The 22,912-nt window shown below is 62.7% G+C and carries 23 protein-coding genes; 9 read left to right on the top strand and 14 right to left on the bottom strand.

Annotated features, from left to right (window positions below; all coding sequences use genetic code 11):
• Positions 1–57: 57 nt before the first annotated feature.
• Together Q9R47_RS18240 and Q9R47_RS18235 are read right to left on the bottom strand one after the other, a co-directional pair.
• Complete coding sequence (locus tag Q9R47_RS18240; RefSeq protein WP_180551553.1) at positions 58–873, bottom strand: enoyl-CoA hydratase/isomerase family protein; 816 nt, start codon at positions 871–873, stop codon at positions 58–60.
• Between the two features lie 25 nt (positions 874–898).
• Positions 899–2,290, bottom strand: coding sequence for a GntP family permease (locus Q9R47_RS18235; RefSeq protein ID WP_311234592.1), 1,392 nt, complete (start codon positions 2,288–2,290; stop codon positions 899–901).
• Positions 2,291–2,435: 145 nt separating this feature from the next.
• On the opposite strand from Q9R47_RS18235, the gene Q9R47_RS18230 reads away from it, so the two are divergent.
• The 6 genes from Q9R47_RS18230 to Q9R47_RS18205 all read left to right on the top strand — a co-directional run bounded on the left by Q9R47_RS18230 (position 2,436) and on the right by Q9R47_RS18205 (position 7,280).
• The gene (locus Q9R47_RS18230; RefSeq protein WP_180551888.1) at positions 2,436–3,377 is read left to right on the top strand and encodes a LysR family transcriptional regulator; all 942 of its coding nucleotides are present in this window, start codon (positions 2,436–2,438) and stop codon (positions 3,375–3,377) included.
• Between the two features lie 155 nt (positions 3,378–3,532).
• A complete protein-coding gene (locus tag Q9R47_RS18225; RefSeq protein WP_311234591.1) occupies positions 3,533–4,237 on the top strand; it encodes a CoA transferase subunit A in 705 nt (234 codons plus the stop codon).
• A gap of 9 nt (positions 4,238–4,246) precedes the next feature.
• On the top strand, positions 4,247–4,885 hold the full coding sequence (locus tag Q9R47_RS18220) for a CoA transferase subunit B (protein ID WP_180551554.1): 639 nt from the start codon (positions 4,247–4,249) through the stop codon (positions 4,883–4,885).
• A 211-nt stretch (positions 4,886–5,096) separates the two neighbouring features.
• Positions 5,097–5,537, top strand: a complete 441-nt coding sequence (locus Q9R47_RS18215; RefSeq protein ID WP_180551555.1) for a PaaI family thioesterase — start codon at positions 5,097–5,099, stop codon at positions 5,535–5,537.
• A 217-nt stretch (positions 5,538–5,754) separates the two neighbouring features.
• Complete coding sequence (locus tag Q9R47_RS24345; RefSeq protein ID WP_377561321.1) at positions 5,755–6,195, top strand: M20/M25/M40 family metallo-hydrolase; 441 nt, start codon at positions 5,755–5,757, stop codon at positions 6,193–6,195.
• Positions 6,196–6,308: 113 nt separating this feature from the next.
• The gene (locus Q9R47_RS18205) at positions 6,309–7,280 is read left to right on the top strand and encodes a tripartite tricarboxylate transporter substrate binding protein (RefSeq protein WP_180551557.1); all 972 of its coding nucleotides are present in this window, start codon (positions 6,309–6,311) and stop codon (positions 7,278–7,280) included.
• A gap of 77 nt (positions 7,281–7,357) precedes the next feature.
• On the opposite strand, the gene Q9R47_RS18200 is transcribed toward Q9R47_RS18205, so the two are convergent.
• The 4 genes from Q9R47_RS18200 to Q9R47_RS18190 all read right to left on the bottom strand — a co-directional run bounded on the left by Q9R47_RS18200 (position 7,358) and on the right by Q9R47_RS18190 (position 11,718).
• Entirely contained in the window at positions 7,358–8,134 is a 777-nt protein-coding gene (locus Q9R47_RS18200) for an alpha/beta hydrolase (RefSeq protein WP_311234590.1), read from the bottom strand.
• A gap of 211 nt (positions 8,135–8,345) precedes the next feature.
• Complete coding sequence (gene proC / locus Q9R47_RS24340) at positions 8,346–9,164, bottom strand: pyrroline-5-carboxylate reductase (RefSeq protein ID WP_180551558.1); 819 nt, start codon at positions 9,162–9,164, stop codon at positions 8,346–8,348.
• 20 nt (positions 9,165–9,184) lie between these two features.
• Positions 9,185–10,402 carry an IscS subfamily cysteine desulfurase gene (locus Q9R47_RS18195; RefSeq protein ID WP_311234589.1) on the bottom strand — a complete coding sequence of 406 codons (1,218 nt, stop codon included), beginning with the start codon at positions 10,400–10,402 and terminating at the stop codon, positions 9,185–9,187.
• Positions 10,403–10,452: 50 nt separating this feature from the next.
• A complete protein-coding gene (locus Q9R47_RS18190; protein ID WP_311234588.1) occupies positions 10,453–11,718 on the bottom strand; it encodes an acetylornithine/succinyldiaminopimelate transaminase in 1,266 nt (421 codons plus the stop codon).
• 139 nt (positions 11,719–11,857) lie between these two features.
• Here Q9R47_RS18190 and Q9R47_RS18185 point away from each other — a divergent pair, with 139 nt between their 5' ends.
• Complete coding sequence (locus tag Q9R47_RS18185; protein ID WP_311234587.1) at positions 11,858–13,264, top strand: PLP-dependent aminotransferase family protein; 1,407 nt, start codon at positions 11,858–11,860, stop codon at positions 13,262–13,264.
• Positions 13,265–13,421: 157 nt separating this feature from the next.
• Here Q9R47_RS18185 and Q9R47_RS18180 read toward each other — a convergent pair whose 3' ends face one another.
• From Q9R47_RS18180 to guaB, 6 genes are all read right to left on the bottom strand, one after another.
• Positions 13,422–14,774 (bottom strand): tyrosine-type recombinase/integrase, encoded by a 1,353-nt coding sequence (locus tag Q9R47_RS18180; RefSeq protein WP_311234586.1) that lies wholly within the window; start codon positions 14,772–14,774, stop codon positions 13,422–13,424.
• Positions 14,775–15,054: 280 nt separating this feature from the next.
• Entirely contained in the window at positions 15,055–16,383 is a 1,329-nt protein-coding gene (locus tag Q9R47_RS18175) for a tyrosine-type recombinase/integrase (protein ID WP_311234585.1), read from the bottom strand.
• Between the two features lie 220 nt (positions 16,384–16,603).
• Positions 16,604–18,229, bottom strand: coding sequence for a glutamine-hydrolyzing GMP synthase (gene guaA / locus Q9R47_RS18170; protein ID WP_311234584.1), 1,626 nt, complete (start codon positions 18,227–18,229; stop codon positions 16,604–16,606).
• Between the two features lie 59 nt (positions 18,230–18,288).
• Entirely contained in the window at positions 18,289–18,729 is a 441-nt protein-coding gene (locus tag Q9R47_RS18165) for a type II toxin-antitoxin system VapC family toxin (protein ID WP_311234583.1), read from the bottom strand.
• Between the two features lie 2 nt (positions 18,730–18,731).
• The gene (locus Q9R47_RS18160) at positions 18,732–18,995 is read right to left on the bottom strand and encodes a type II toxin-antitoxin system prevent-host-death family antitoxin (protein ID WP_311234582.1); all 264 of its coding nucleotides are present in this window, start codon (positions 18,993–18,995) and stop codon (positions 18,732–18,734) included.
• 261 nt (positions 18,996–19,256) lie between these two features.
• Positions 19,257–20,726, bottom strand: coding sequence for an IMP dehydrogenase (gene guaB, locus Q9R47_RS18155; RefSeq protein WP_311234581.1), 1,470 nt, complete (start codon positions 20,724–20,726; stop codon positions 19,257–19,259).
• Positions 20,727–20,841: 115 nt separating this feature from the next.
• On the opposite strand from guaB, the gene Q9R47_RS18150 reads away from it, so the two are divergent.
• Positions 20,842–21,390, top strand: coding sequence for a DUF4124 domain-containing protein (locus Q9R47_RS18150; RefSeq protein WP_311234580.1), 549 nt, complete (start codon positions 20,842–20,844; stop codon positions 21,388–21,390).
• Between the two features lie 137 nt (positions 21,391–21,527).
• On the opposite strand, the gene Q9R47_RS18145 is transcribed toward Q9R47_RS18150, so the two are convergent.
• Together Q9R47_RS18145 and Q9R47_RS18140 are read right to left on the bottom strand one after the other, a co-directional pair.
• Positions 21,528–21,863 carry an RnfH family protein gene (locus tag Q9R47_RS18145; protein ID WP_311234579.1) on the bottom strand — a complete coding sequence of 112 codons (336 nt, stop codon included), beginning with the start codon at positions 21,861–21,863 and terminating at the stop codon, positions 21,528–21,530.
• Positions 21,853–22,296, bottom strand: a complete 444-nt coding sequence (locus Q9R47_RS18140) for a type II toxin-antitoxin system RatA family toxin (RefSeq protein ID WP_311234578.1) — start codon at positions 22,294–22,296, stop codon at positions 21,853–21,855. The genes Q9R47_RS18145 and Q9R47_RS18140 overlap by 11 nt, the downstream gene beginning before the upstream one ends.
• A gap of 122 nt (positions 22,297–22,418) precedes the next feature.
• Between Q9R47_RS18140 and smpB the strand changes: the two genes are divergently transcribed.
• Positions 22,419–22,892 (top strand): SsrA-binding protein SmpB, encoded by a 474-nt coding sequence (smpB, locus tag Q9R47_RS18135; protein WP_311234577.1) that lies wholly within the window; start codon positions 22,419–22,421, stop codon positions 22,890–22,892.
• Positions 22,893–22,912: the final 20 nt, after the last annotated feature.

Below are 22,912 nucleotides of genomic sequence, written 5' to 3'. Positions count from 1 at the left end.
GCCACCACGGCGTCATGATTTCTTGGGATCTGCCATTCGGGCACACGGCCCGAATGCTCAGACAGGGGTACGCTGCGAGAACTTCGGCGCGCGCTTCTCCAGCAAGGCGGCGAGACCCTCCTGCGCCTCGGGGCCGCCAAACCCCATGAACTCCAGTGCCAGCGAGGTGTCGAAGATCGGACCTGCCTGGCGCAACCAGTTGTTCAGCGCGTACTTGGTCCAGCGCAGCGCTGCGGGCGCGCCGTTCGCCAGCTTCTGCGCCACCTCCAGAGCCTTCTCCTGCAGGGCGTCGTCTTCGACGGAAAGAGACACCAGCCCCAGCGCCTCGGCCTGCTCGCCGTTCAGGGGTTCGCACAGCATCAGGTGGTACTTGGCCTTGGCCATGCCACACAGCAGCGGCCAAACGATGGCCGCGTGGTCGCCCGGCGCAACGCCCAGCTTGGTGTGGCCGTCCACGATGCGCGCCGTCTTGGCCGCGATGGAAATATCGGCCAGTAGGGCTGCCACCAGACCCGCACCGACTGCCGGGCCATGGATGGCCGAGACGATGGGCTTCGAGCAGTTGATGATGTTGTAGACCAGGTCGCGCGACTCTCGCCACACCCTGGCACGCACGTTGAAATCGTCCGTCATCTCCTTGAGCATGGTGAAGTCGCCGCCCGCGGAGAAGGCGCGCCCTGCGCCGCGCAGCACGACAACACTGACGTCCGGGTCGGTATCGATTTCGCGCCAAACATCGGCAAGTTCGGCATGGCCGCGCGAATCGAGGGCGTTCATGCGCTCGGGCTTGTTCAAGGTCAGGCGCAGTACACCCTCCAGCGGACGATCGAACTCGATGGCTTCATAGCCTTGATAACGGTTGCTCTGGGTCATGTTCAGCTCCAAGGTAGTGAGAGGGTCAGACGAGGCCGGTGAGATAGAAAACGGCAATCACGAACAGGGCTGCCAAGGTCTTGATCAGCGTGATTGCAAAGATGTCCTTGTAGGCTTGCCGGTGCGTGAGCCCCGTAACCGCAAGCAAGGTGATGACCGCGCCGTTGTGCGGCAAGGTGTCCATACCGCCGCTGGCCATGGCCACAACGCGGTGCAGCACCTCCATCGGAATATGGGCGGCGTTGGCCGCAGCGATCAGGTTCTCCGACATGGCCGCCAGCGCGATGCTCATGCCGCCCGACGCCGAGCCTGTAATGCCCGCCAGCGTGCTCACGGAGACTGCCGCATTCAGCAACGGGTCCGGCACGCTGTGCAGAGCGTCCCGGATGACCAGGAAGCCGGGCAGCGCGGCGATGACCCCGCCGAAGCCATATTCGGATGCGGTGTTCATGGATGCCAGCATCGCCCCGCCCACGGCAGCCTTGCTGCCCTCGGCAAAACGCTGCTTCACCGCAGAGAACGCAGTAGCCAACACGACAAGAATGCCCAGCAGCAGCGCTCCTTGCACCGCCCAGACTGCCGTCAAGCCGGCGATTTGGGTTTCCACGGGCTTGGCCAGCCCCGGAAGGCTGACGCTGTGGAGTGCGCCGTACCACTGGGGGATCGCTTTCGTCAGCCAGAAGTTACCGATCCCCACCACGAGCAGCGGGAGCACGGCCAACAGCGGCGATGGGAGCTGCTTCCCTGCCAGTTGCTGCGGCTCATTGGTGTGATCGGAACCATAGCCCTCGCCGTTCCTGGCCGCTACGCGGCGGCGCCACTCCAGATACGCCAGGCCAGTCACGGCCAGGAACAAGGCGCCCAGCACGCCAAGCACCGGTGCCGCCCATGAGGTGGTGTTGAAGAAGGTCGTCGGAATGATGTTTTGGATCTGCGGCGTGCCGGGCAACGAGTCCATCGTGAACGAAAAGGCGCCCAGGGCAATCGCCCCGGGCATCAAGCGCTTGGGAATATTGCTTTGCCGATAGAGTTCAGCCGCAAACGGATACACCGCGAACACGACGACGAACACCGATACGCCGCCATAGGTCAGCAGTGCGCAGACCGAGACGATGATGAGATTGGCTCTGGAGCGGCCAAAGTAGCGGATCGCGGTCGCCACAATCGATTCCGCGAACCCCGACAACTCGATCGCTTTGCCAAACACCGCCCCCAGCATGAAAACCGGGAAGTACAGTTTGAGAAAGCCCGCCATTTTCTCCATGAAGACGCCGGCGAATACCGGTGCGACGGCGGATGGCTCGAAAAAAATAACGGCACCGAGTGCCGCAATCGGCGCCGCCAATATGACACTGTAGCCGCGGTATGCGGCGAGCATCAAAAATACCAGGGCGCACAGCACCACAACGAATGACATATTTGTCTCCAATGCCTATTATTTCTACGGCTGCGGCAAATAATTAGAAGCCGAGCGTGGCGTTAGTCGCCGAGCACCTACGAGCAAATATTCGCTGAAGGCTTTTAAATTATCTGGTGCACCATTGCTTCGCGAAAGAAAACGATTGCACCCTTGTTGTGCACTGATGCACAATAAGCCTATGAAACAGCTTCCGGAATGGAATGACCTAAGAGTCTTCTTGATGGTGGCCCGCCTGGGCACGATTTCTTTGGCCGGAGAGAGGTTGGGTATCGAGCACTCCACGGTCTCGCGCCGCATCGACCGTCTGGAAGAGAAGCTGGGCGCGGTGTTGTTCGACCGTCGCCGCAGCGGCTACACGCTCACCGACGCCGGTCGAAGGCTGATTCCAAATGCCGAGAAGATGGAGGCTGCCCTGCTCGAAGCGGTTGAGCAGAGCCTGGGCCAGGCGGAAGTCATCGAAGGCACGGTGCGGGTGGGAACGCCCGAGGCCTTCGGCATCCACGTCCTCGCGCCCAGCTTGGCGCGGTTGCGTGATCAGCACCCTGGGCTGCACATCGAGTTGATGGCACAACCCCAGTTCCCCAGCCTCGTGACCCGGGAGGTCGAGATTCTGGTGACCCTGGAGCCCCCGGAAGCGGGTCGCTACAAGGTCGCAAGGCTGGCGCAGGTGGACTACTTCCTGTATTGCTCACCCGGCTACCGGACCTCGCACCCACCCATCCGGGAACTTGGTGACGTGGTCCACCAAGAGTTCGTGGACTACATCCACGACGGATCGGTCAGCGATCGCTACCGGATCCTGCAAGAGTTGACGCCCAACGCGCGTCGCAGCTTTTCTACCACCAGCGTCCTGGCTCAACGCACAGCAGCGGCGGCGGGCCTGGGCCTTGTCCTGCTGACGCCGTATGTCGCGCGCCAGGGCAACGACCTTGTGTGCGTTTTTCCCGACCAGCCGCTGATGACGCGTGGCCTGTGGATTGCCGCGCCAGAAGATCTGCTGAAGATCAGGCGCTACCGCTTTGTCTGGGACCACATTCGCCAACTGATCGAGCAGCATCCGGATCTGTTCCGCCGCCCGAGCTGATCGCAGAATGCGCAATCAAATTGTCATCGTTGTGCATAGGTGCACCCTTATTTTGCACCCATAGCTGTTGCCGAATCGGCCGCTGCCTCGCTAGCATCAGCCTATTGAATGGCATTTCCTCGCCATTTGATTTGTCTTGAAAGGCTGATTCGGAAATGAGAAAGATATATGGAGACTCGGCGGCCGCTTTAGGCGATGTGGTCAAAAGCGGCCAAACCATTGCCGTCGGGGGTTTTGGCTTGTGCGGAATTCCCTCCGCTTTGATCGAAGCACTGCGCGACAGCGGCGTCAATGGGCTGACCTGCATCAGCAATAACGCCGGGGTCGATGATTTTGGACTGGGATTGCTGCTGCAAACCCGCCAGATCAAGCGCATGGTTTCTTCCTACGTGGGAGAAAACAAGGAATTCGAGCGGCAATACCTGAACGGGGAGTTGGAGCTTGAATTCAATCCGCAGGGCACGCTGGCCGAGCGGCTGCGCGCCGGCGGCGCGGGCATACCCGCCTTTTTCACGCGTACCGGCGTTGGCACGGTGGTAGCCGAGAACAAGGAAACGCGCGAATTCGACGGGCAAACCTATGTCATGGAGCGTGCCTTGAGAGCGGATGTTTCCCTGGTCAAGGCCAAGAAGGCGGACTCATCGGGCAATCTGGTGTTCTCCCGCACCGCGCGCAATTTCAATCCTGAAGTGGCCATGGCCGGGACTGTGACGATCGCCGAAGTGGAAGAGATCGTGGACTTGGGCCAACTGGACCCCGATGAGGTGCATCTTCCCGGCATCTTTGTGGATCGCATCGTCGTCGTTCCGAATCCCGAGAAGCGCATCGAGCGCAAGAGCTTCCGCACCCGCAACCTTTGAGAGATCGACATGGCTTGGACACACGAACAAATGGCGGCCCGCGCCGCCAAGGAACTCCACGACGGGGACTATGTGAACCTAGGGATCGGGCTGCCGACCAAGGTGGTGGACCACGTGCCCGAGGGAATGGAAGTCTGGCTGCAATCGGAAAACGGCCTGATCGGCATCGGTCCGCCGCCTTTCGAAGACGAGATCGATCCCGATCTGATCGATGCCGCCAAGCAGACCATCACCATGGCCCCTGGGGCTTCGATCTGCTCCTCCGCGATGTCTTTCGCCATGATCCGTGGCGGCCACATGGATCTGACCATCCTCGGCGGCATGCAAGTCAGCGAACGCGGGGATCTGGCCAATTGGATGATTCCCGGCAAGATGGTCAAGGGCATGGGCGGGGCGATGGATCTGGTGGGCGGCGCGCGCCGAGTGATCGTGTTGATGGAGCACGTCGCGCGCGACGGCGCGTTGAAGGTGCTGAAGGCGTGCTCGTTACCTCTGACCGGCCAACGCGTGGTGAACCAGATCATCACAGACTTGGCAGTGTTCGACGTAACGGACGGCGGACTCGTGGTCAAGGAGCTTGCGCCCGGCGTCTCCCGCGATGATCTGCAAGCCAAGACCGAACCGCAACTGACGTTCGACTGCGCCTGATGGACGGCGGGGCTTCGCCAGAGGCTCGACGCACGATCGCCTCAGTGTCGACTGAGCGACTGTCGGCTTGGATTCAGAGGCAGTCGTCCGCCAGGAGGCCCCACCCTCAGGCACTGAGATAGGTTGTTAGTTCCATCAAGCTGACCGCTCTCTCTAGGTCCTCTGCGCCAGATTGGGCGGCTTCTTGTGCAAGCAAAGACGAGGACGCTTCATGACCCACTCTGCCAACCCCAACTTCAGGCAAGATGTTGCTGCCAGCTTCGACAAGCAGAGGGCCATGCGCTTGATTCGGGCGACGTTGCCTGCTATCGAACAGGGCGCCACCGAGATCCATGTCCCACACTGGGATGGCATCGAGCAGCAGCACGGATTTGTGCATGGCGGAGTGGTTGGGATGATTGCTGACGCGGCGGCTGGTTTCGCGGCGATGACGATGACTCCTGCAGGCGCTTCGGTCTTGACGGTTGAGTACAAGCTGAACTTCCTCGCCCCAGCGGACGGCGAGAAGCTCATTGCTCGCGGGCAGGTGGTTCGTCGGGGCAGAACGCTGATCGTTACGAAGGCCGAGGTATTCGTCGTCAAGAATGAAGCGGAAGCGTTGTGCGCGCTCATGCAGCAGACCATCATCGTCGTCCAAAAGACGGAGCGCTAGGAACGTTCGACCAACCCGTCCGACAAAGTGCGCCGGACATGGAGGCGATGGAAGAACACTCAGCCACGCCTTGCGCTTCGGCTAGCCGCATTGAGAATTCACGACAACGGCCTTCCCCTTGGGCCGCACTGATGTGGATGCAGCCACGGCGCGCGTGAGGCACCGAGCGGCCACATTCGTTCACGCCAACAATTGCCGCAGCAGAAGCGCCGCACCGATGCCTACCGCCACCGTGGGTAGCGTCGGCAGTCACGCGGCTGCAAGGACCGTAGCGACCAAGGCGAGCAATTCGGAAAGCTCGCCGGCGACGAAGTGCGGCACGACGACGGCAACAGCACGCACCCGGGGGTCGCCTCCATCGCCACCTTTGCTCGAGCCCCCAGTGTCCGGTTCCGAGACCGAATTCGCTCGCGATATTGCGTACCAGATCGTAGGCAAGGACCGGGTCGTCGATCAGGGGCCTCTCATGCTCGGCAGCGAGGACTTCGCCTACATGCTGCAGGAAGTGCCTGGCTGCTACTTCTTCGTTGGGAACGGAGCGGGAGACGCGATGGGAGCCTGCGCCGTCCACAACCCGAAATATGACTTCAACGACACCCTCATCGGTGTGGGAGCCAGCTACTGGGTTGCCTTGACGAACCAGTTTCTCGTGCCCTGAGCTTCGCGGCAATCGACCGAATCTGTGTAGCGCCCCCGCACGTACACATGGAGCGCGCACTGTGTTGCATAGACCTTCATCCCATTTGCGCTTGTTGACACCCGGAGACAACCATGAATCCTCTCTCATTGCTCACCGCCCTCGCAGTATTCGCCGCCGCCGGATTGGGTAGCGCCAACGCGAGCGAGCCCTACCCCTCTCGGCCGATCACCATCGTGGTTCCATATCCCGCCGGCGGCAGTGACATCCAGGTTCGCAAGATCCAAACGGCACTGTCCGAGTCACTTGGCCAGCCCGTCATCGTTGAAAACAAGCCGGGCGCATCGGGTGCAATCGCTGCCGTGAGCGTCGCGCGCGCGAAGCCGGACGGGTACACCCTCCTGCACGCAAACAACGGCCTGCTCATCACTCCCATCGTGAACAAGCGCGCTGGCTACAACCTGCTCAAGGACTTCAAGCCAGTCAGCACCTTGACGACATCTCCCATGGTTCTTTTGGTGAAGTCGGACTTCCCCGCAAAGAACCTCGCTGACTTCCTGCACTATGCCCGCGAACAACCCAACGGACTGCGCTACGCCTCGTCAGGCACTGCTTCACTCACTCATATTGAAACCGCGCGTCTTGGCGACGCCGCGCGAATCAAGCTGCAGCACATTCCTTACAAAGGTCAATCCAACGGTGCGCTCGCGTTGCGCACCGGCGAAGTCGACATCCTGCTGACGCCCCCTTCCGCCGACATGCTGAGCCTGGTGGAACAAGGAACATTGAGGGCTTTAGGTATCGCGAGCGCCAGCCCCGGCCACCCCATCGCTCCCAGCATTCCTACCATTCAGTCAGCCGTTCCCGGCTACGTCTCCGAGGCTTGGTTCGGTCTGCTGGCTCCCGCTGGCACGCCAGATGAAGTGATCGCCAAGCTGAATGCCGCACTGCGAAAGGTAATGACGGATCCACAGGTTCGCAGCGGGATGCTTATCAGCGGGGCGGTCGCCCAAACCTCCACACCTGGCGAATTCCAGGCACTCATGAGCAGAGACGCGGCCCAGCTAAGCGAGGCCGTCGCCAAATACCGGATCGATACAGAGTAGAGGAAACTCGGCCCGCCTCCGCCTGATCGGGGGCTCTCTGCGGCAAACCTGCAGCCAGCCTGAGCCCTCCGGCGTTATCAGTTCACGTCGCGCAAGAAATTCGCAATCGCCACGTTTACCGTGTCCCGCTGATCACGATGAGGGGAGTGACCACAGTCAGCGATTTCCAGCAGCAGAGCGGCAGGCACAGCGCTCTGAACATCGCGAATCTGGGCCAGCGTGCCGTATCGATCCTGCTCACCTTGAATGCACAACAAGGGCGCTGTGATGGCGCCGAGTTCCTTGCGAATATCGAAGGCTCGGAAGGCAGGAGAAAGCCACACGTCGTTCCATTGCCAGAAGGCACTGTCCACGTCGTCATGATGACGTGCCAGGCGCTCGCGCAGCGAGCCGTGTTCGTATTCGTGTCGCGCTTCCTCGATGCCGCTGACCGAAATGTCTTCCACCATCACATGCGGTGCCAGTGCCACGCAGGCTGACACAGGGTGGTGTGCGGCATGGATGAGTGCAATGGTCCCGCCATCGGAGTGGCCCACCAGCACCGGTTGCCTGATACCTATGCGCTCAAGCAGAGCAGGCAACACCTGCAACGCTTCTCGATGCATGTAGTCGGGCCCAAGGCGCCCTGCGCCACGCACGTCCGGCACGGGGCTGGAGCCACCGTAGCCGCGCCGCGAATACACCACGCCTTCCCGCCCAGTCGCCGCGCAAAGGCTGGCCGGCCAATCGCCCCACTGAGCGATGGAACCCAACCCCTCATGCAAAAAGACAAGCGGTGCCCGATGATCAGAGGCAGGAGAATCGCCAATGCGCTCAACCTCTAAATGGTTTCCATTGATTTCGACAAGTTCCATAACCAGCATACTAGTTGGAAATCAATATTCATGGCAGCGACTGTCAAGTCCTCTTTACGCCCCATCGATGCCGAATTCGATACACGCGGAAGCCGGCACAATGACTCAATGCTGTGCCTCAGGTATATCGGCCCTACAGGGCATATGGACTGCAGCCAGGTATGCGGCGTGCCGCATAGTGATTACCCTCTGTCGACGCTGGACCCAGCAGCTATAGCTCTAACGGGAGTTCTGCAGATCGGCGTGCCGCACCACGTACTGCTCGTCCAACCAACGATTTGAAGCCTTGCGCCTCAAGCAGGTTGACTGCGGCTTCGGTAGTTCCGTGCGGCGACGTCACTTGTCGCCGAAGCTCCTGGAGGGCGCGTCCTTGATCAGATGCCAATTGCGCGGCACCGAGAATCGTCTGCCGAGTCAAGGTCTCCGCGACTTGAGACGGTAACCCCAATTCCTTTCCTGCCTCAACCATGGCCTCCATGAGCAAGTATGCATAGGCTGGCCCGCTCCCCGAGAGAGCAGTTACCGCATCGAACTGACATTCATCGCCCACCCAGATAGCCCGCCCCACCGAGGACATCAGGCTGTACGCGCACTCCTTCTGAGAAGGACTAACGGCGGCACTTGCGTACAACGCCGTCATCCCAAAGCCAACTGAAGCTGGGGTATTGGGCATACACCGGACTATCGCCCTTGCAGACGTTCGTGAAGAGTTGAGCCACGCCAGCAAGTTCAAAACAGGAATCCCTGCCATGATTGAGAGGATCAATGCATCGTCGGACAGATGCGGTGCAATTTCCCGGCATGTAACCTGCGCCACTTGCGGCTTGACAGATAGGATCACCACGTCTGCGCCGGCAGCGCACTCCCCAGCGCTGGAGTGAACATCAACCCCGTAGCACGATTTCAGCAGCTCTCGCTGTTCAGGCCGCCGAGCGCTTGCTGATATGCGACCTCCATCAATACCCATGGCAACCATTCCGGCTATCAGGCTGGAAGCCATGTTTCCGGCACCAACGAAGGCAATTCTCATAGCGCTCTCCACTCTCGGCCTCAATGCGCAGCCCATTGAATGGTGCTGAGGTCAATCCCGTCCTTGTACATGTCCCACAGCGGCGAAAGCTCGCGCAGCTTGGCGACGTGCTGCTTGATGACGGCCACCGCCGTATCAATCTCGTGCTCCTGAGTGAAGCGGCCAATGGTGATCCGCAGGCTCGAGTGCGCCACCTCGTCGCTCAGGCCCAAAGCGCGCAACACATAGCTGGGCTCCAGGCTGGCTGAAGTGCACGCCGATCCGGACGAGACCGCAACGGCCTTGATGCCCATGAGCAACGATTCGCCCTCGACGTAATTGAACGATGCGTTGACCGAGTGCGGAACGGAATGCTCCAGGTTGCCGTTGATCGTGACCTGCTCGATCTCCTGCAAGCCACTCAGCAGCTTGCGCTGCAACATCCGAACGCGCTCGCGCTCCGTCCCCATCTCAAGGCCAGCGAGCCGGAATGCCTCGCCCATGCCGACGATCTGGTGCGTGGGCAAAGTGCCGGATCGCATGCCGCGCTCGTGGCCGCCGCCATGCATCTGCGCCTCGATGCGGATGCGCGGCTTGCGCCGGATGTAGAGCGCACCGATGCCCTTGGGGCCATAGGTCTTGTGCGACGCCAGGCTCATCAAATCCACGGGCAACGTCTTGAGGTCGATATCCACCTTACCCGTGGCCTGGGCGGCATCGACGTGGAAGACGATGCCGCGCTCCCGGCAGATGGCGCCGATGGCCGGAATGTCCTGGATCACGCCGATCTCATTGTTCACGAGCATCACCGATGCCAGGATGGTGTCGGGGCGCAGTGCCGCCTTGAAGGTCTCGAGGTCAATCAAGCCGTCCGACTTCACGTCGAGATAAGTCACATCAAAGCCCTGCCGCTCCAGTTCGCGCATGGTGTCGAGAACGGCTTTGTGCTCGGTCTTGACCGTAATGAGGTGCTTGCCCTTGCCCTGGTAGAAGTGGGCTGCGCCTTTGAGGGCGAGGTTGTCTGATTCGGTGGCGCCCGAAGTCCAGACTATTTCGCGCGGATCTGCGCCCACCAGCGCGGCGACGTGCGCACGGGCGCGCTCTACGGCCTTCTCGGCCTCCCAACCCCAGGCGTGGGTGTTGGATGCGGGATTGCCGTAGTGGTCCCGGAGCCACGGAATCATGGCATCGACGACGCGCGGGTCTACCGGAGTCGTGGCGCTGTAGTCCATATAGATTGGGAGATGGGGGGTCTGCATATCGGGTTCCTGGGTTGTCGGTATGGAAAGTGGGGAGTTCGGGGACAGGCTTAGCAAATCACCGCTTCGTGACTGAGCTCCTGGGCCAAGACCTCAAGGCGTGCGAGCCCTTCATCGATCTCGGGATAGCTAATGTTGAGGCTAGGTGCCAGCCGCATCACGTCCTGGCCTGCCTGCAGCACCATGACGCCGTGCGCCAGCGCTGCTTTGGCAACCTCTCTGGCCTTGCCACGCCAAGGCTCGGCAAGCACGCAGCCGATCAGCAGACCGATGCCGCGGACTTCCTCGAAAACGCCGTAGCGCTTACCGATCTGTCGCAGTCTGCTGACCAGGTAGTCATGGCGCTCCCGAACGCCGTAGAGCAATTCCGGCTGGCTGATCGCATGCAGCGCGGCCTCGCCCACCGCGCAGGCCAAGGGGTTGCCGCCAAATGTGGTTCCATGCGTGCCCTGCCCCAGGTGCTCGGCGAATTTGTCCATCGTCAGCATGGCCGACAGCGGAATGCCGCAGCCGATGGCCTTTGCGATAGTCATTACATCCGGCACCACGCCGAAGTGCTCATAGGCAAACAGGGTTCCCAGCCGCCCTACCCCCGTCTGCACTTCATCGAAGATGAGCAGCGCATTGTGGCGGTCGCACAGGGCACGGGCGCACGCGAGGTATTCCCGCGTGGCCGGAAGCACACCGCTTTCCCCCTGGACGGGCTCCAGCACCACGGCGCAGGTGTTCTGCGACACGGCATGCTCCAACGCGCCCAGGTCGTTGAACGGCACGTGCCGGATCCCTTCGATGGCCGGGCCGAAACCATTCGAGTACTTGGGCTGCCCGCCCACGCTGACGGTGAACAGCGACCGGCCGTGAAAGCTGTTGTGCGCCGCGACGATTTCGTATTTCCGCGGCGACTGGTGCAAGCCATAGCGGCGCGCGAGCTTGAAGGCCGCTTCGTTCGCCTCCGCGCCAGAGTTCGCAAAGAACACCCGCTCCGCAAACGTCAACCGGATAAGCGCTCTGGCAAGGCGCAGCGTGGAATCCGATTTGTAGGTGTTGGAGATATGCCAGAGCCGATGGGCCTGGGCTGTCAGCGCCTCAATCAGCGCGGGATGGCAATGGCCCAGGGCATTGACGGCAATTCCACCCGACAGGTCGATGTACTCCTTGCCTGCGGCGTCCCAGACCGTCGCGCCCTGCGCTCGAACCGCCAGAACATCCAGCGGGGAATAAACGGGCACCATGACTTCGGTGTAGGCATCGGCAGTCTGCGGGGCCCGAAAAGGCGTCCCCATGCCAGGTGCCGGGTGGATGTGTGATTGACTCATAGCGCATCTGCGGCGGGTGTGGATCATTCAGTGGGAGAACAATAAATCCATACACTTTTATTTTGTATGCGTTAAAATAAAAGTGTATGTGTATTATAGTCACTAGCGTATGAAACATCGACAAGCCCATGAACGCGGCATGGCCGTGAGCCAGGGAGCGGACATGCAACGGCGCCCCGCTTGGCTCAAGCCGCTCGTTGCAGGCAGCGGGCCAAGATACCTACAGATTGCCGATCTGATCGCGCATGCCGTGCGCAACGGGGAACTGAAGGCTGGCGATCAGGTGCCGCCGCAAAGATGGCTGGCTACCGAGCTCGGTGTTGACCTGACCACCGTGACGCGCGCCTATGCCGAAGCGCGAGTTCGAGGGCTGCTGGCTTCGTTCGGTGGACGGGGCTCCTTCATCGCGGAACCCTACGATCCTTCACAGCGGGGCATGGTCGACCTGGCCATGAACATCCCGCCGCAGCCCGCCAATAGAGCCTTGGCTGACCACATCAAGGCGGGCATGTCCGAGGTAGTGACCCGGCACGATGCGGAATCTGTCAGCGGCTACCACCATCCAGTGCTTGAGCCGACAGCCTTGCAGGCGGCACGGACCTGGCTGGGCCCGATGCTGGACGCCATGGGCCAAAGCCAAGTGCTGATGTGCGCCGGAACGCAAGGAGCCATCTTCAACCTGCTACAGGCGCACACCCGGCGCGGCGACGCCGTGCTGTGCGACCCATTGACCTATCCAGGCTTCCTACGGGCAGCAAGGGCGCTGGGCCTCAAAATCATCGGTGTGCCAGGCGACGCCTCCGGCATGCTTCCCGACGCGCTGGAGCGCAGTTGCCGGGACACGGGCGCGGGGCTGCTCTATCTGAATCCCACGATCCAGAATCCCACGGCCTCAACCATGCCCACTGCACGGCGCCAGGACATCGCAGCAGTGCTGCGCAAGTCGAAGGTGACCTTGATCGAGGATGACCCGTATCGTCATTTGCTCAACGACGCACCTCTGCCTATCTCGGCGTGCACATCAGGGGAGCGCTCGTACTACCTGGCTTCGCTGTCCAAATGCCTGTCACCGAGCCTGCGCGCAGCCTACGTAGTAGCGCCGTCCGGTCAGGCCACCACCACTCTGCTGGAGAGCTTCGCCGCGACCAGCATGGGCTGCTCAGCACTGCTCGCCGGTCTGGTCCAGACCTGGATCGTGAACGGCACCGCCAAGTCGCTGCTGGGAGAAATCCAGCTCGAAGCCCGGTCGCGGCAGGCTCTGGCGCGCTCGATTCTGCCAGGGAGCATCCAGGCGCACCCGAGTGGCATTCATCTGTGGCTGCCCTTGCCGCCGCAATGGCGGCCAACTGCCTTCAGCCAAGCCCTGGAAGACATGGGTGTCCGCATCGCCGCAACGAATGCCTTCGGCGTAGAGGACGAGTTGCCCTCAGGCGTTCGCATCTCCGTCGGTGGAGCAAGAAGCCACGCCGAACTCAGTGCTGCGCTGCAGAAGATCCAGACTCTGCTCGGGAAAAGTCAGATCGCCAGCAGCCGCATGGTTGTCTAGCGACAAGGCCGATCCCTATGTGCACCTGCAATCAGGCGTCATGGTGCCGAAACGCGCAGCCAGACTCCATTGGCGCCGCTGCAGGCAGAATGGATTTCAGCTCGACGCCGCCGTGAGACCCGTGGGGCGAGAGCATGCCCTCTCACGAGGACGACCGCTAAGAAGTGGGGGGTACCACGGCCACATCACGGAGGCTTACGTGTCCAGATGAGCTGATCAAGCCACTTATTCTGCTGACTCCAGGCCCAGCACCGACATATACAGGGCTTGGGCCGTCATGAATCCAGGACTCCACCATGTCTGCCCAGTCCTGCAGCATTCCTCGCCGTTGTTGCGCGTATTCAGCTTTGTTGTAGACCGCGCGGACGCCTTTTTGCTCATGCGCGAGACACTTCTCTATCCAGTCGGTGTTGTAACCTGCCTCATGTAGCAATGTGCTGGCCGTACGCCTGAGGTCGTGTACGGTAAAGGGATCAATCCCCTCACCCCGCTTCTGGACCACATCTCTGCCGACCATCAGCACGCGATTCAACGCGCTGTTACTGATAGGGAAATCGCGTTCATGGCGTCCGGGAAGCAGATAGGAGCTCCCTGCGCAGCAAGCCTTGAGTGTCATCAGAATGCCCATCGCCTGCTGACTGAGATAGATGTTGTGTGGACGGCCTGCTTTCATACGCGCCTTCGGAATCGTCCATATGCCCGATTCGAAGTCAATCTCGTCCCATTTGGCCTGGATGAACTCACTTTTGCGCACCATCGTCAGCAGCAAGAACTTGACGGCTAGGCGCAATGTCGGGGCAGAAGCGACCTCATCCAGAGCATTGAAGAACGTGTGGATCTCGGCTGGTGACAGCGCCCTGTCCCTCGCCCTGAAGGTCGCAATCGCGCTCGGACGGATTGCTTCTGCCGGGTTGGCAATTTTCAAACCTCTCGCCTGAATGAAACGATAGACCTGCAGCACGATCTCGCGGGCCAGCACCGCAGACGCCGCCGCACCTCTCTCCTTGATCTTCTCGCATCTTGCCATCAGCCGGACGGGAGTAATTTCTTCCAACATCAAACGGCCAAACTCCGTCGCGAGATTCCGGTCGTAGACTGACTTACGCATTGCTCGAGTGGAGTCCGCCAGCCCTGCTTCGGCAAAGTACTTCTCTGCCCACTTACCGAACGTCAATGCCTCGCTGGCTTCGATCCGCTTCTCCACCTTCGATCGGGACGGACTCTCTCCCTGCTCCAGGGATCGTCGCGCCCGTGTCAAAAGCAATCTCGCCTCCGCAAGCGACAACGGCATGCCGAAATGGAGTTGCTCCAATTCGCGCTGATGCTTGGCGCCCAGATCCGCGTCGTACTGGCCAATGACTAGCGTCTCGCGGCGCCCGTGAAGTCTGTAGTCGTAGCGAAAGCTTATGTTTCCCGAGCGCAAAACAGCGGCATATAGTCCCTGCTGATCAGCGATCTTGTAGACCTTGTTGGACGCTTTCAGCATCTTCAACTGCTTGTCAGTCAACATCTCAGTCCTTCATCAGATGGAGAGGTAGCTCCATTTGACGAGGCCAACCGATGCCGTTCAAGCGTTGGGGAATGAGCGCCACCGACAACGGCGCTGTATCCGGCTGACTTTCCTATGGCACCAGATTTCGCTTTATGTCCTTGCTCCGCGTCGAGGTGTTCAACTGAGCAATCGCGGCGCAACGGGATCTGAACAATCGGGACGATGCGTGAGAAGGAGGCTCGCACCAACCTCCTCCCGCACGTTCCATGCTGCTTGCCGGCGCTCCGCAGCGTCCTGATCACACGGCCTGGGCTGGCCCCAGCAGTTGAAACTCCTCCAAGCGCGTCTCCGGCGGCAAGCCCAGATTGATGGGCCGAACAGGACTGGGCCCATTCGCGATCCAGGTATCCACCATATCTGCCCACGACTGAAGCATCGCCCGTCGCTGCTCGGCATACTCCGCCTTGTTGTAAACCGCGCGCACGCCCCGTTGCTCGTGAGCAAGGCACTTTTCGATCCAGTCGCTGTTGTATCCCGCCTCATGCAGCAGGGTACTGGCGGTCCGCCTAAGGTCGTGCACCGTAAACGGCTCGAACTCTTCACCACGAGCGACGATCACCTCGGTGCCAGCGACAACGAGCCGGTTCAAGGTTCCATTGCTCATCGGGAAATCCGACTCGTAGCGTCCAGGATGGAGGTAGGGGCTAGCACCGTAGCAGGTCTTGAAGGCCACCAGGATGTCGATGGCCTGCTGGCTGAGATAGACGTTGTGGGGTCGACTCGCCTTCATCCGCTCCTTGGGAATCGTCCATACGCCCGTTTCGAAATTGACTTCTTCCCACTTGGCCTGGGTGAACTCGCTCTTTCGCACCATCGTCAGCAACATGAACTTGACTGCGAGGCGCAAGGTCGCAGCCGAAGAGACCTCCTCGAGCGCATTGAAGTACTTGTGGATCTCTTCAGGCGATAGGGCCCGATCCCTGACTTTGAAGGCAGCAATGGCGCTCGGACGAATTGCTTCCGCGGGGTTCTCGATCCTCAACCCTCTCGCCTGAATGAAACGGAAGATTTGCAGCACTATGTCTCGCGACTGGACGGCTGGCGCTGGTGCACCGCGTTCTTTGATTTTTTCGCATCTCGCCATCAATCGTGATGGCGTGATCTCTTCCAACTTGAGGCGGCCGAACTCGTTAGCTAGGTTGCGGTCGTAGACGGACTTGCGCATCGCACGGGTTGACTCTGCCAACTTGGCTTCAGCGAAGTACTTTTCGGCCCACCCGCCAAACGTCATCCCCTCATTGGCTTCCGCCCGCCTCTCCACTTTCGCACGAGACGGGCTCTCGCCCTGCTCAATGGTTCGCCGTGCATTCGCCAGAAGCAAACGCGCCTCGGCAAGCGACAAGAGCATGCCGTACTCGAGCGTCGCCATCTCACGCGGTTTCCTGGCCGCAAGCGCCGGATCGTACTGCCCGATCACCAGGGTTTCACGGCGTCCATTGAGCCGATAGTCGTATCGAAAGCTGATGTTCCCCGTTCGCAGAACCGTTACGTATAACCCTTGCTGGTCGGCGACCTTGTAGACCTTGTCAGATGCCTTCAGCGCCCGTAACTGCTTGTCAGTAATCATCTTTTCCTCCAACGTGATACCGTCAGTTGATACCGTCAGACCAGATGACGGTATCAAGTTGGGTATTTGGAGGATCAGGTGACCGGTACCGTCACCCGTACCGACAAAGCGTCGGGCACCGGTGAAACGGCATGACACCGAGTGAGAAGCTAACCCCTTGTCAGAACTATGCTTCCCGGAAAAACCGGAACGCTATGGGAAGTCCTGAAACTGGAGAAATTTACTCCCACTCGATCGTCGCCGGCGGCTTGCTCGACACGTCGTACGTCACCCGGTTGATCCCGCGCACTTCGTTGATGATCCGTCCCGACACCTTCTTGAGCAGCGCGTACGGCAGCTCGGCCCAGTCGGCGGTCATGAAATCGCTGGTCTGCACGGCGCGCAGGGCGACGACGTAGTCGTACGTGCGGCCGTCGCCCATCACGCCGACGCTTTTGACGGGCAGGAAGACGGTGAAGGCCTGGCTGGTGAGGTCGTACCAGGTCTTGCCGGTTTCGGGGTCCACGTGGTTGCGCAGTTCCTCGATGAAGATCGCGTCGGCGCGGCGCAGCAGGTCGGCGTATTCCTGCTTCACTTCGCCCAGGATGCGCACGCCCAGGCCCGGGCCCGGGAAGGGGTGGCGGTAGACCATGTCGTGCGGCAGGCCGAGGGCCACGCCGAGTTCGCGCACTTCGTCCTTGAACAGGTCGCGCAGCGGCTCCAGCAGCTTGAGGCCCAACTGCTCCGGCAGGCCGCCCACGTTGTGGTGGCTCTTGATGGTGACGGCCTTCTTGCTCTTGGCGCCGCCGGATTCGATCACGTCCGGGTAGATGGTGCCCTGGGCGAGGTAGGTGGCGCCCTTTTCCTTCTTCGATGCGCCTGAGGCCGTGAGCTTGGCGGCCTCGGCCTTGAAGACGTCCACGAACAGGCGGCCGATGATCTTGCGCTTCTGCTCGGGGTCGCTCACGCCGGCCAGTTCGCGCAGGAAGAGTTCGCTCGCATCCACGCGCACGACCTTGGCGTGCAGCTTGCCCACGAACATGTCCATCACCATGTCGCCTTCGTTCAGGCGCAGCAGGCCGTGGTCGACGAACACGCAGGTGAGCTGGTCGCCGATGGCGCGGTGGATGAGCGCGGCGGCCACGCTGGAATCGACGCCGCCCGAGAGGCCGAGGATGACTTCCTCGTCGCCCACCTGGGCGCGGATGGATTCGACGGCTTCGGCGATGTGGTCCTTCATGACCCAGTCCGGCTGCACGCCGCAGATGCCGAGCACGAAGCGGTCGAGCAGCGCGCGGCCCTGCACGGTGTGCGTCACCTCGGGGTGGAACTGCACGGCATAGAAGCGGCGCGCCTCGTCGGCCATGCCGGCGATCGGGCAGCTGGGGGTGGAGGCCATGAGCTTGAAGCCGGGCGGCATCTCGGCGACCTTGTCGCCGTGGCTCATCCAGACCTTGAGCATGCCGTGGCCTTCGGCCGTGGTGAAGTCGGCGATGTCCTTCAGCAGCGCGGTGTGGCCGTGGGCGCGCACTTCCGCATAGCCGAATTCGCGCTTGTGGCCGCCCTCGACCTTGCCGCCGAGCTGCTGCGCCATGGTCTGCATGCCGTAGCAGATGCCCAGCACCGGCACGCCCAGCTCGAACACGGCCTGCGGCGCGCGGTCGGTGGTTTCTTCATACACGCTGGCGTGGCTGCCGGACAGGATCACGCCCTTGAGCGCACCGTCGGCGGCGTATTCACGCACCCAGGCGTCGGTCACGTCGCAGGGATGCACTTCGCAGTACACGTGGGCCTCGCGCACGCGGCGCGCGATGAGCTGGGTGACCTGGGAGCCGAAGTCGAGGATGAGGATCTTCTGGTGTTGCATGGTGGTCGATCGGGTGCGAAACGGTGGTCGGGAAAAGACGGTAAGAAAACGGCAGGAACTCAGAACGTGGACAGATCGAGCAGCGCCACGCCGGTGCGCGTGGCGGCCTCGGCCTGGGCGGTATCGAAGGTGGCGAGCGGCAGGCGCAGCGAGCGGGCCAGCCAGAGATAGGCGGCGTCGTAGACGGGCAGGCCGGTATCGAGCGCGACGTCGAGCACGGCCTTGTGCTGCGCGGGCGCCAGCTCGTGCAGCTCCACGCGGTGGCGGATGGCCTCGAGCACGGCCCACAGGCCTTCGACGGACCCCGTAGGAATGCGGCCGGCATGCACGCCGCTCGCGATCAGGTTGCCGCATTCCCACTGCCAGAGGTTGGGTGCCTGCGGCTCGACCTCGTCGCGGCGGATGCGGGCATAGAGGCGCCGCGTGTGTTCGCCGGCCGCATCGGGCAGCAGCCAGGCGGCGGTCACGGAGGCATCGAGCACGAAGGCGGTGGTGGACATGGTCATGCGGCGGTGCTCTGCCCGCTGCGGCGCAGGGCCGGCGCCGCCGTGTGCGCGGTCGCGGCACGGATGCTGGCATGCAGCGCATCGATCTGCCCCAGCTCGCGCGCGATCTGCTCGTCGGTGATCACCGGCCGGCGCCGCACCGGCAGCATGCGCACCACTTCTTTACCGTGCCGGGTGATGCGCACCTCCTCGCCCTGCTCCACCGCCTCGATGAGCGCGGAAAAGCGGGTCTTGGCTTCGTAGATGCCGACGGTCTGCATGCGCAAAGGCTTCCGGAAAAAGAAAAGTCTGGCCTGAACAAGAATTCAGACCAGACTTTACCAAACCGACCAGAAAATGACAATCAGACCAGAATGTCCGTAAGCGCCAATTTCGTCATGGCACACAATGCCACAGCGGCCCAACGCGCGGGCAGCCGTGCAAGGGCCGCCCCGCCGTACCGGCTGCGTCCCCCTTCCCGAACGGCGCAGCCGTTCGAGAGAAGGGGGAAGGCGCGAAGCGCCTCAGGGGGATGTACCCTTCTAATCCGCGCGATAGTTGGGCGCTTCCTTCGTGATCTGCACGTCGTGGACGTGGCTCTCGCGGATGCCGGCGGTGGTGATCTCGACGAACTCCGCCTTGTTGTTCATCTCTTCGATGGTCGCGCAGCCGCAGTAGCCCATGGCCGCACGCACGCCGCCCGCCATCTGGAAGACGATGGAGACCATCGAGCCCTTGTAGGGCACGCGGCCTTCGATGCCTTCGGGCACCAGCTTGTCGGCATTGGGGTTGCCGGTGCTCGATTCCTGGAAGTAGCGGTCGGCCGAGCCCTGCTGCATGGCGCCGATGGAGCCCATGCCGCGGTAGCTCTTGTAGCTGCGGCCCTGGAACAGGATCACTTCGCCGGGCGCCTCTTCGGTGCCGGCGAACATGCCGCCCATCATGATGGTGCTGGCGCCGGCGGCCAGGGCCTTGGCGATGTCACCGGAATAGCGGATGCCGCCGTCGGCGATCAGGGGCACGCCCGTGCCGCGCAGGGCCGTGGCCACGCTGTCGATGGCCATGATCTGGGGCACGCCCACGCCCGCGACGATGCGGGTGGTGCAGATGGAGCCCGGGCCGATGCCGACCTTGACCGCATCGGCTCCCGCCTCGACCAGCGCCAGTGCGGCGGCGCCGGTGGCGATGTTGCCGCCGATCACGTCCACCTGCGGGTAGTTCTGCTTGACCCAGCGCACGCGCTCGATCACGCCCTTGCTGTGGCCGTGGGCCGTGTCCACCACGATCGCGTCGACACCGGCCTTGACCAGTGCCTCGACGCGCTCCTCGGTGCCCTCGCCCACGCCGACGGCCGCGCCCACGCGCAGGCGGCCGTTGCTGTCGCGCGCCGCGTTGGGGAAGCTGGTCTGCTTGGTGATGTCCTTGACGGTAATCAGGCCCTTGAGCTCGAACGCGTCGTTGATGACGAGCAGGCGCTCGAGCTTGTGCTTGTTGAGCAGCGCCTTGGCCTCGGAGGCGGTCGCGCCCTCCTTCACCGTGATGAGCTTCTCGCGCGGCGTCATGATGTCGCGCACCTTGACGTCGTAGCGGGTCTCGAAGCGCAGGTCGCGCCCCGTGACGATGCCGATCACCTTGCCCGCGTCGCAGACGGGGAAGCCCGAGATGCCGAGCTGCTCGGACATCTGCAGCACCTGCAGCACCGTGTGGTCCGGGGTGATGACGACCGGGTCGCGCACCACGCCGGACTCATAGCGCTTGACCTTGGCGACGTGGGCCGCCTGCTCCTGCGCCGTGAGGTTCTTGTGCACGATGCCGATACCGCCCTCCTGCGCGATGGCGATGGCCAGGCGCGCTTCGGTCACGGTGTCCATGGCAGCGGACACGAGCGGGAGGTTCAGGGAGATATTGCGGGAGAGTCGCGTCGCGAGGGACGTGTCCTTGGGGAGGACCTGGGAGTACGCCGGCACCAGCAACACATCGTCGAAGGTGAGCGCTTTTCCTAGAAGGCGCATGAGATTCGCTCCAAAAAAACGATTGTACCCGCCGAGCCGCATCCTCTGCTCCGGCCGGGCTCCCCGGGGGCGTCAGCCGATGGCGCGCCCGGAGGGCCGAAGCTACACTCGCCGCATGACACTCCACCGACTTCTCGTGCTCGTGTGCGCCACGTCCTGGGCGCTGGCGGCTTCGGCGCAATGGCAATGGGTCGACAAGGACGGGCGCAAGGTGTTCAGCGACCGCCCTCCGCCGGTCGACGTGCCCGCCAAGAACATCCTGAAGCAGCCCGGCGGCAGCCTGCAGCCCGCGCCGCGCTCGCAGGCCGCGCCGGCCGATGCGGTGGCCGGCACGCAGCCCGGCGCCGCGGTGGCGGCCCGCCCCGGGGCGCCCGCCTCCGCCGCGAGCGCGCCGCAGCTGTCCGGCACCGACAAGGAGCTGCAGGAACGCAAGGCCCAGGCGGAGGCCGCCGAGGCCGCGCGCAAGAAGGCGGAAGACGACCGCATCGCCAAGGCCCGCGCCGAGAACTGCCAGCGCGCGCGGCAGCAGCAGTCCATGCTGGCCTCGGGCCAGCTCGTGAGCCAGGTGAACGCCCAGGGCGAGCGCGCGTTCATGGACGACGCGACCCGCGCCGCCGAGCTGCGCCGGGCCGAAGCGGCGATCGCATCCGACTGCGCACGCTGAAACGGGCAGCCCTGCCCGGTGCTCAGAGCGGCTGACACGGCCCAGCGAAGCGGTTCTGGCCAGGCGTCGTATCGCAGGCAGTACGATGAGTACGACAAGATGCGGCAACGACGCCAGAAGGGTCGTGTTAGCCGCTTTCAGTACCCGGCCTTGGCGCCGGGACGGCGTGCGGCGAACAGCCCCGTCGCACGCGCTCCCTGCCGTGCGAAGCGCTCGCGCCGCGCCTTCTTGGGATCGACCCGCAGCGGCCGGTACCACTCGATGCGGTCACCCGTCTGCAGGATGCGGCCAGGCTCCACCGGCTTTCCCCAGATGCCGCAGGGCGCACCATCCTCCACCGGCCCGCCGCAGGCACGCAGCGCGTCGCGCACCGTGGCGCCCGCGGGCAGCTCCAGGGCGACTTCGCGCACCTCGCGCGGCGCGGGCGACCACGCGACGGTTACCGCCACGCGGCCCGCGCCGTCACTCCCCATACACCTGCTCCGCGCGCTGGATGAACGCATCCACCATGCTGCCCGCGATGCGGTCGAACACCGGCCCCACCAGGGCAGCGAGCGCGATGTTGTCGAATCCGTAGTTGAGCTGCAGCTCCACCTTGCAGGCGCGCTGGCTGCCGTCGCCCACGGGATGGAAGCGCCAGTCGCCGTCGAGCTGCGAGAACGGCCCCTTCACGAGCCGCATCTGCACGCGCCGGCCCGGCTCGTGCTGGTTGCGCGTGACGAAGGATTTGCGCAGGCCGCTGAAGGCGATGCCGACCTCGGCGGTCATGCCGTGCTCGTCCTGCTCCAGCACCCGCGCGCTGTCGCACCAGGGCAGGAATTCCGGGTACTTCGCCACGTCGGTGACGAGGGCGAACATCTCTTCGGGGCTGTACCAGATCAGGACGGACTTGTTGACGTTTTTCATGGATGGACGGGGATGGCGGGCCGCGGCAGGGCGGCACACTAGAATCCCCGGAAAGCGCACGGACGATCGTTCGATTGTAGGGAGGGCTTTCAAACCCCTCCATGTGCCGCATCTGATTCTCCATGGCCAAGAAACCCGACACCCAGTCACGCATCGCCGACAACAAGAAGGCGGCCTTCAATTACTTCTTCGAGGAACGCCACGAGGCGGGCATGGTGCTGCACGGCTGGGAGGTGAAGGCGCTGCGCGAGGGCAAGGTGCAGCTCACCGACGGCTACGTCGTGATCCGCGAGGGCGAGCTCTACCTGATCGGCTGCCAGATCAACGCGCTCAAGACGGCCTCCACCCACGTGAGCCCGGACGCGGCCCGCACCAAGAAGCTGCTGCTGCACAAGGACGAGATCCTGCGGCTCATCGGCAAGGTGGAGCAGAAGGGCTACACGCTGGTGCCGCTCAACCTGCACTGGACGAACGGCCGCGCCAAGTGCGAGATCGCGCTCGCCAAGGGCAAGGCCGAGCACGACAAGCGCGACACGATCAAGGAGCGCGAGGGCAAGCGCGAGGTGGAGCGCGCCATGAAGAGCCGCCACCGCTGAGCGGCCGCAAAAAATTTTCG

Source organism: Acidovorax sp. PRC11 (genome assembly GCF_031844105.1).
Classification (GTDB): domain Bacteria; phylum Pseudomonadota; class Gammaproteobacteria; order Burkholderiales; family Burkholderiaceae_C; genus Paracidovorax.
The sequence above is the reverse complement of the archived record's forward strand: the minus strand, read 5'-3'. Positions and strand labels throughout refer to the sequence as shown.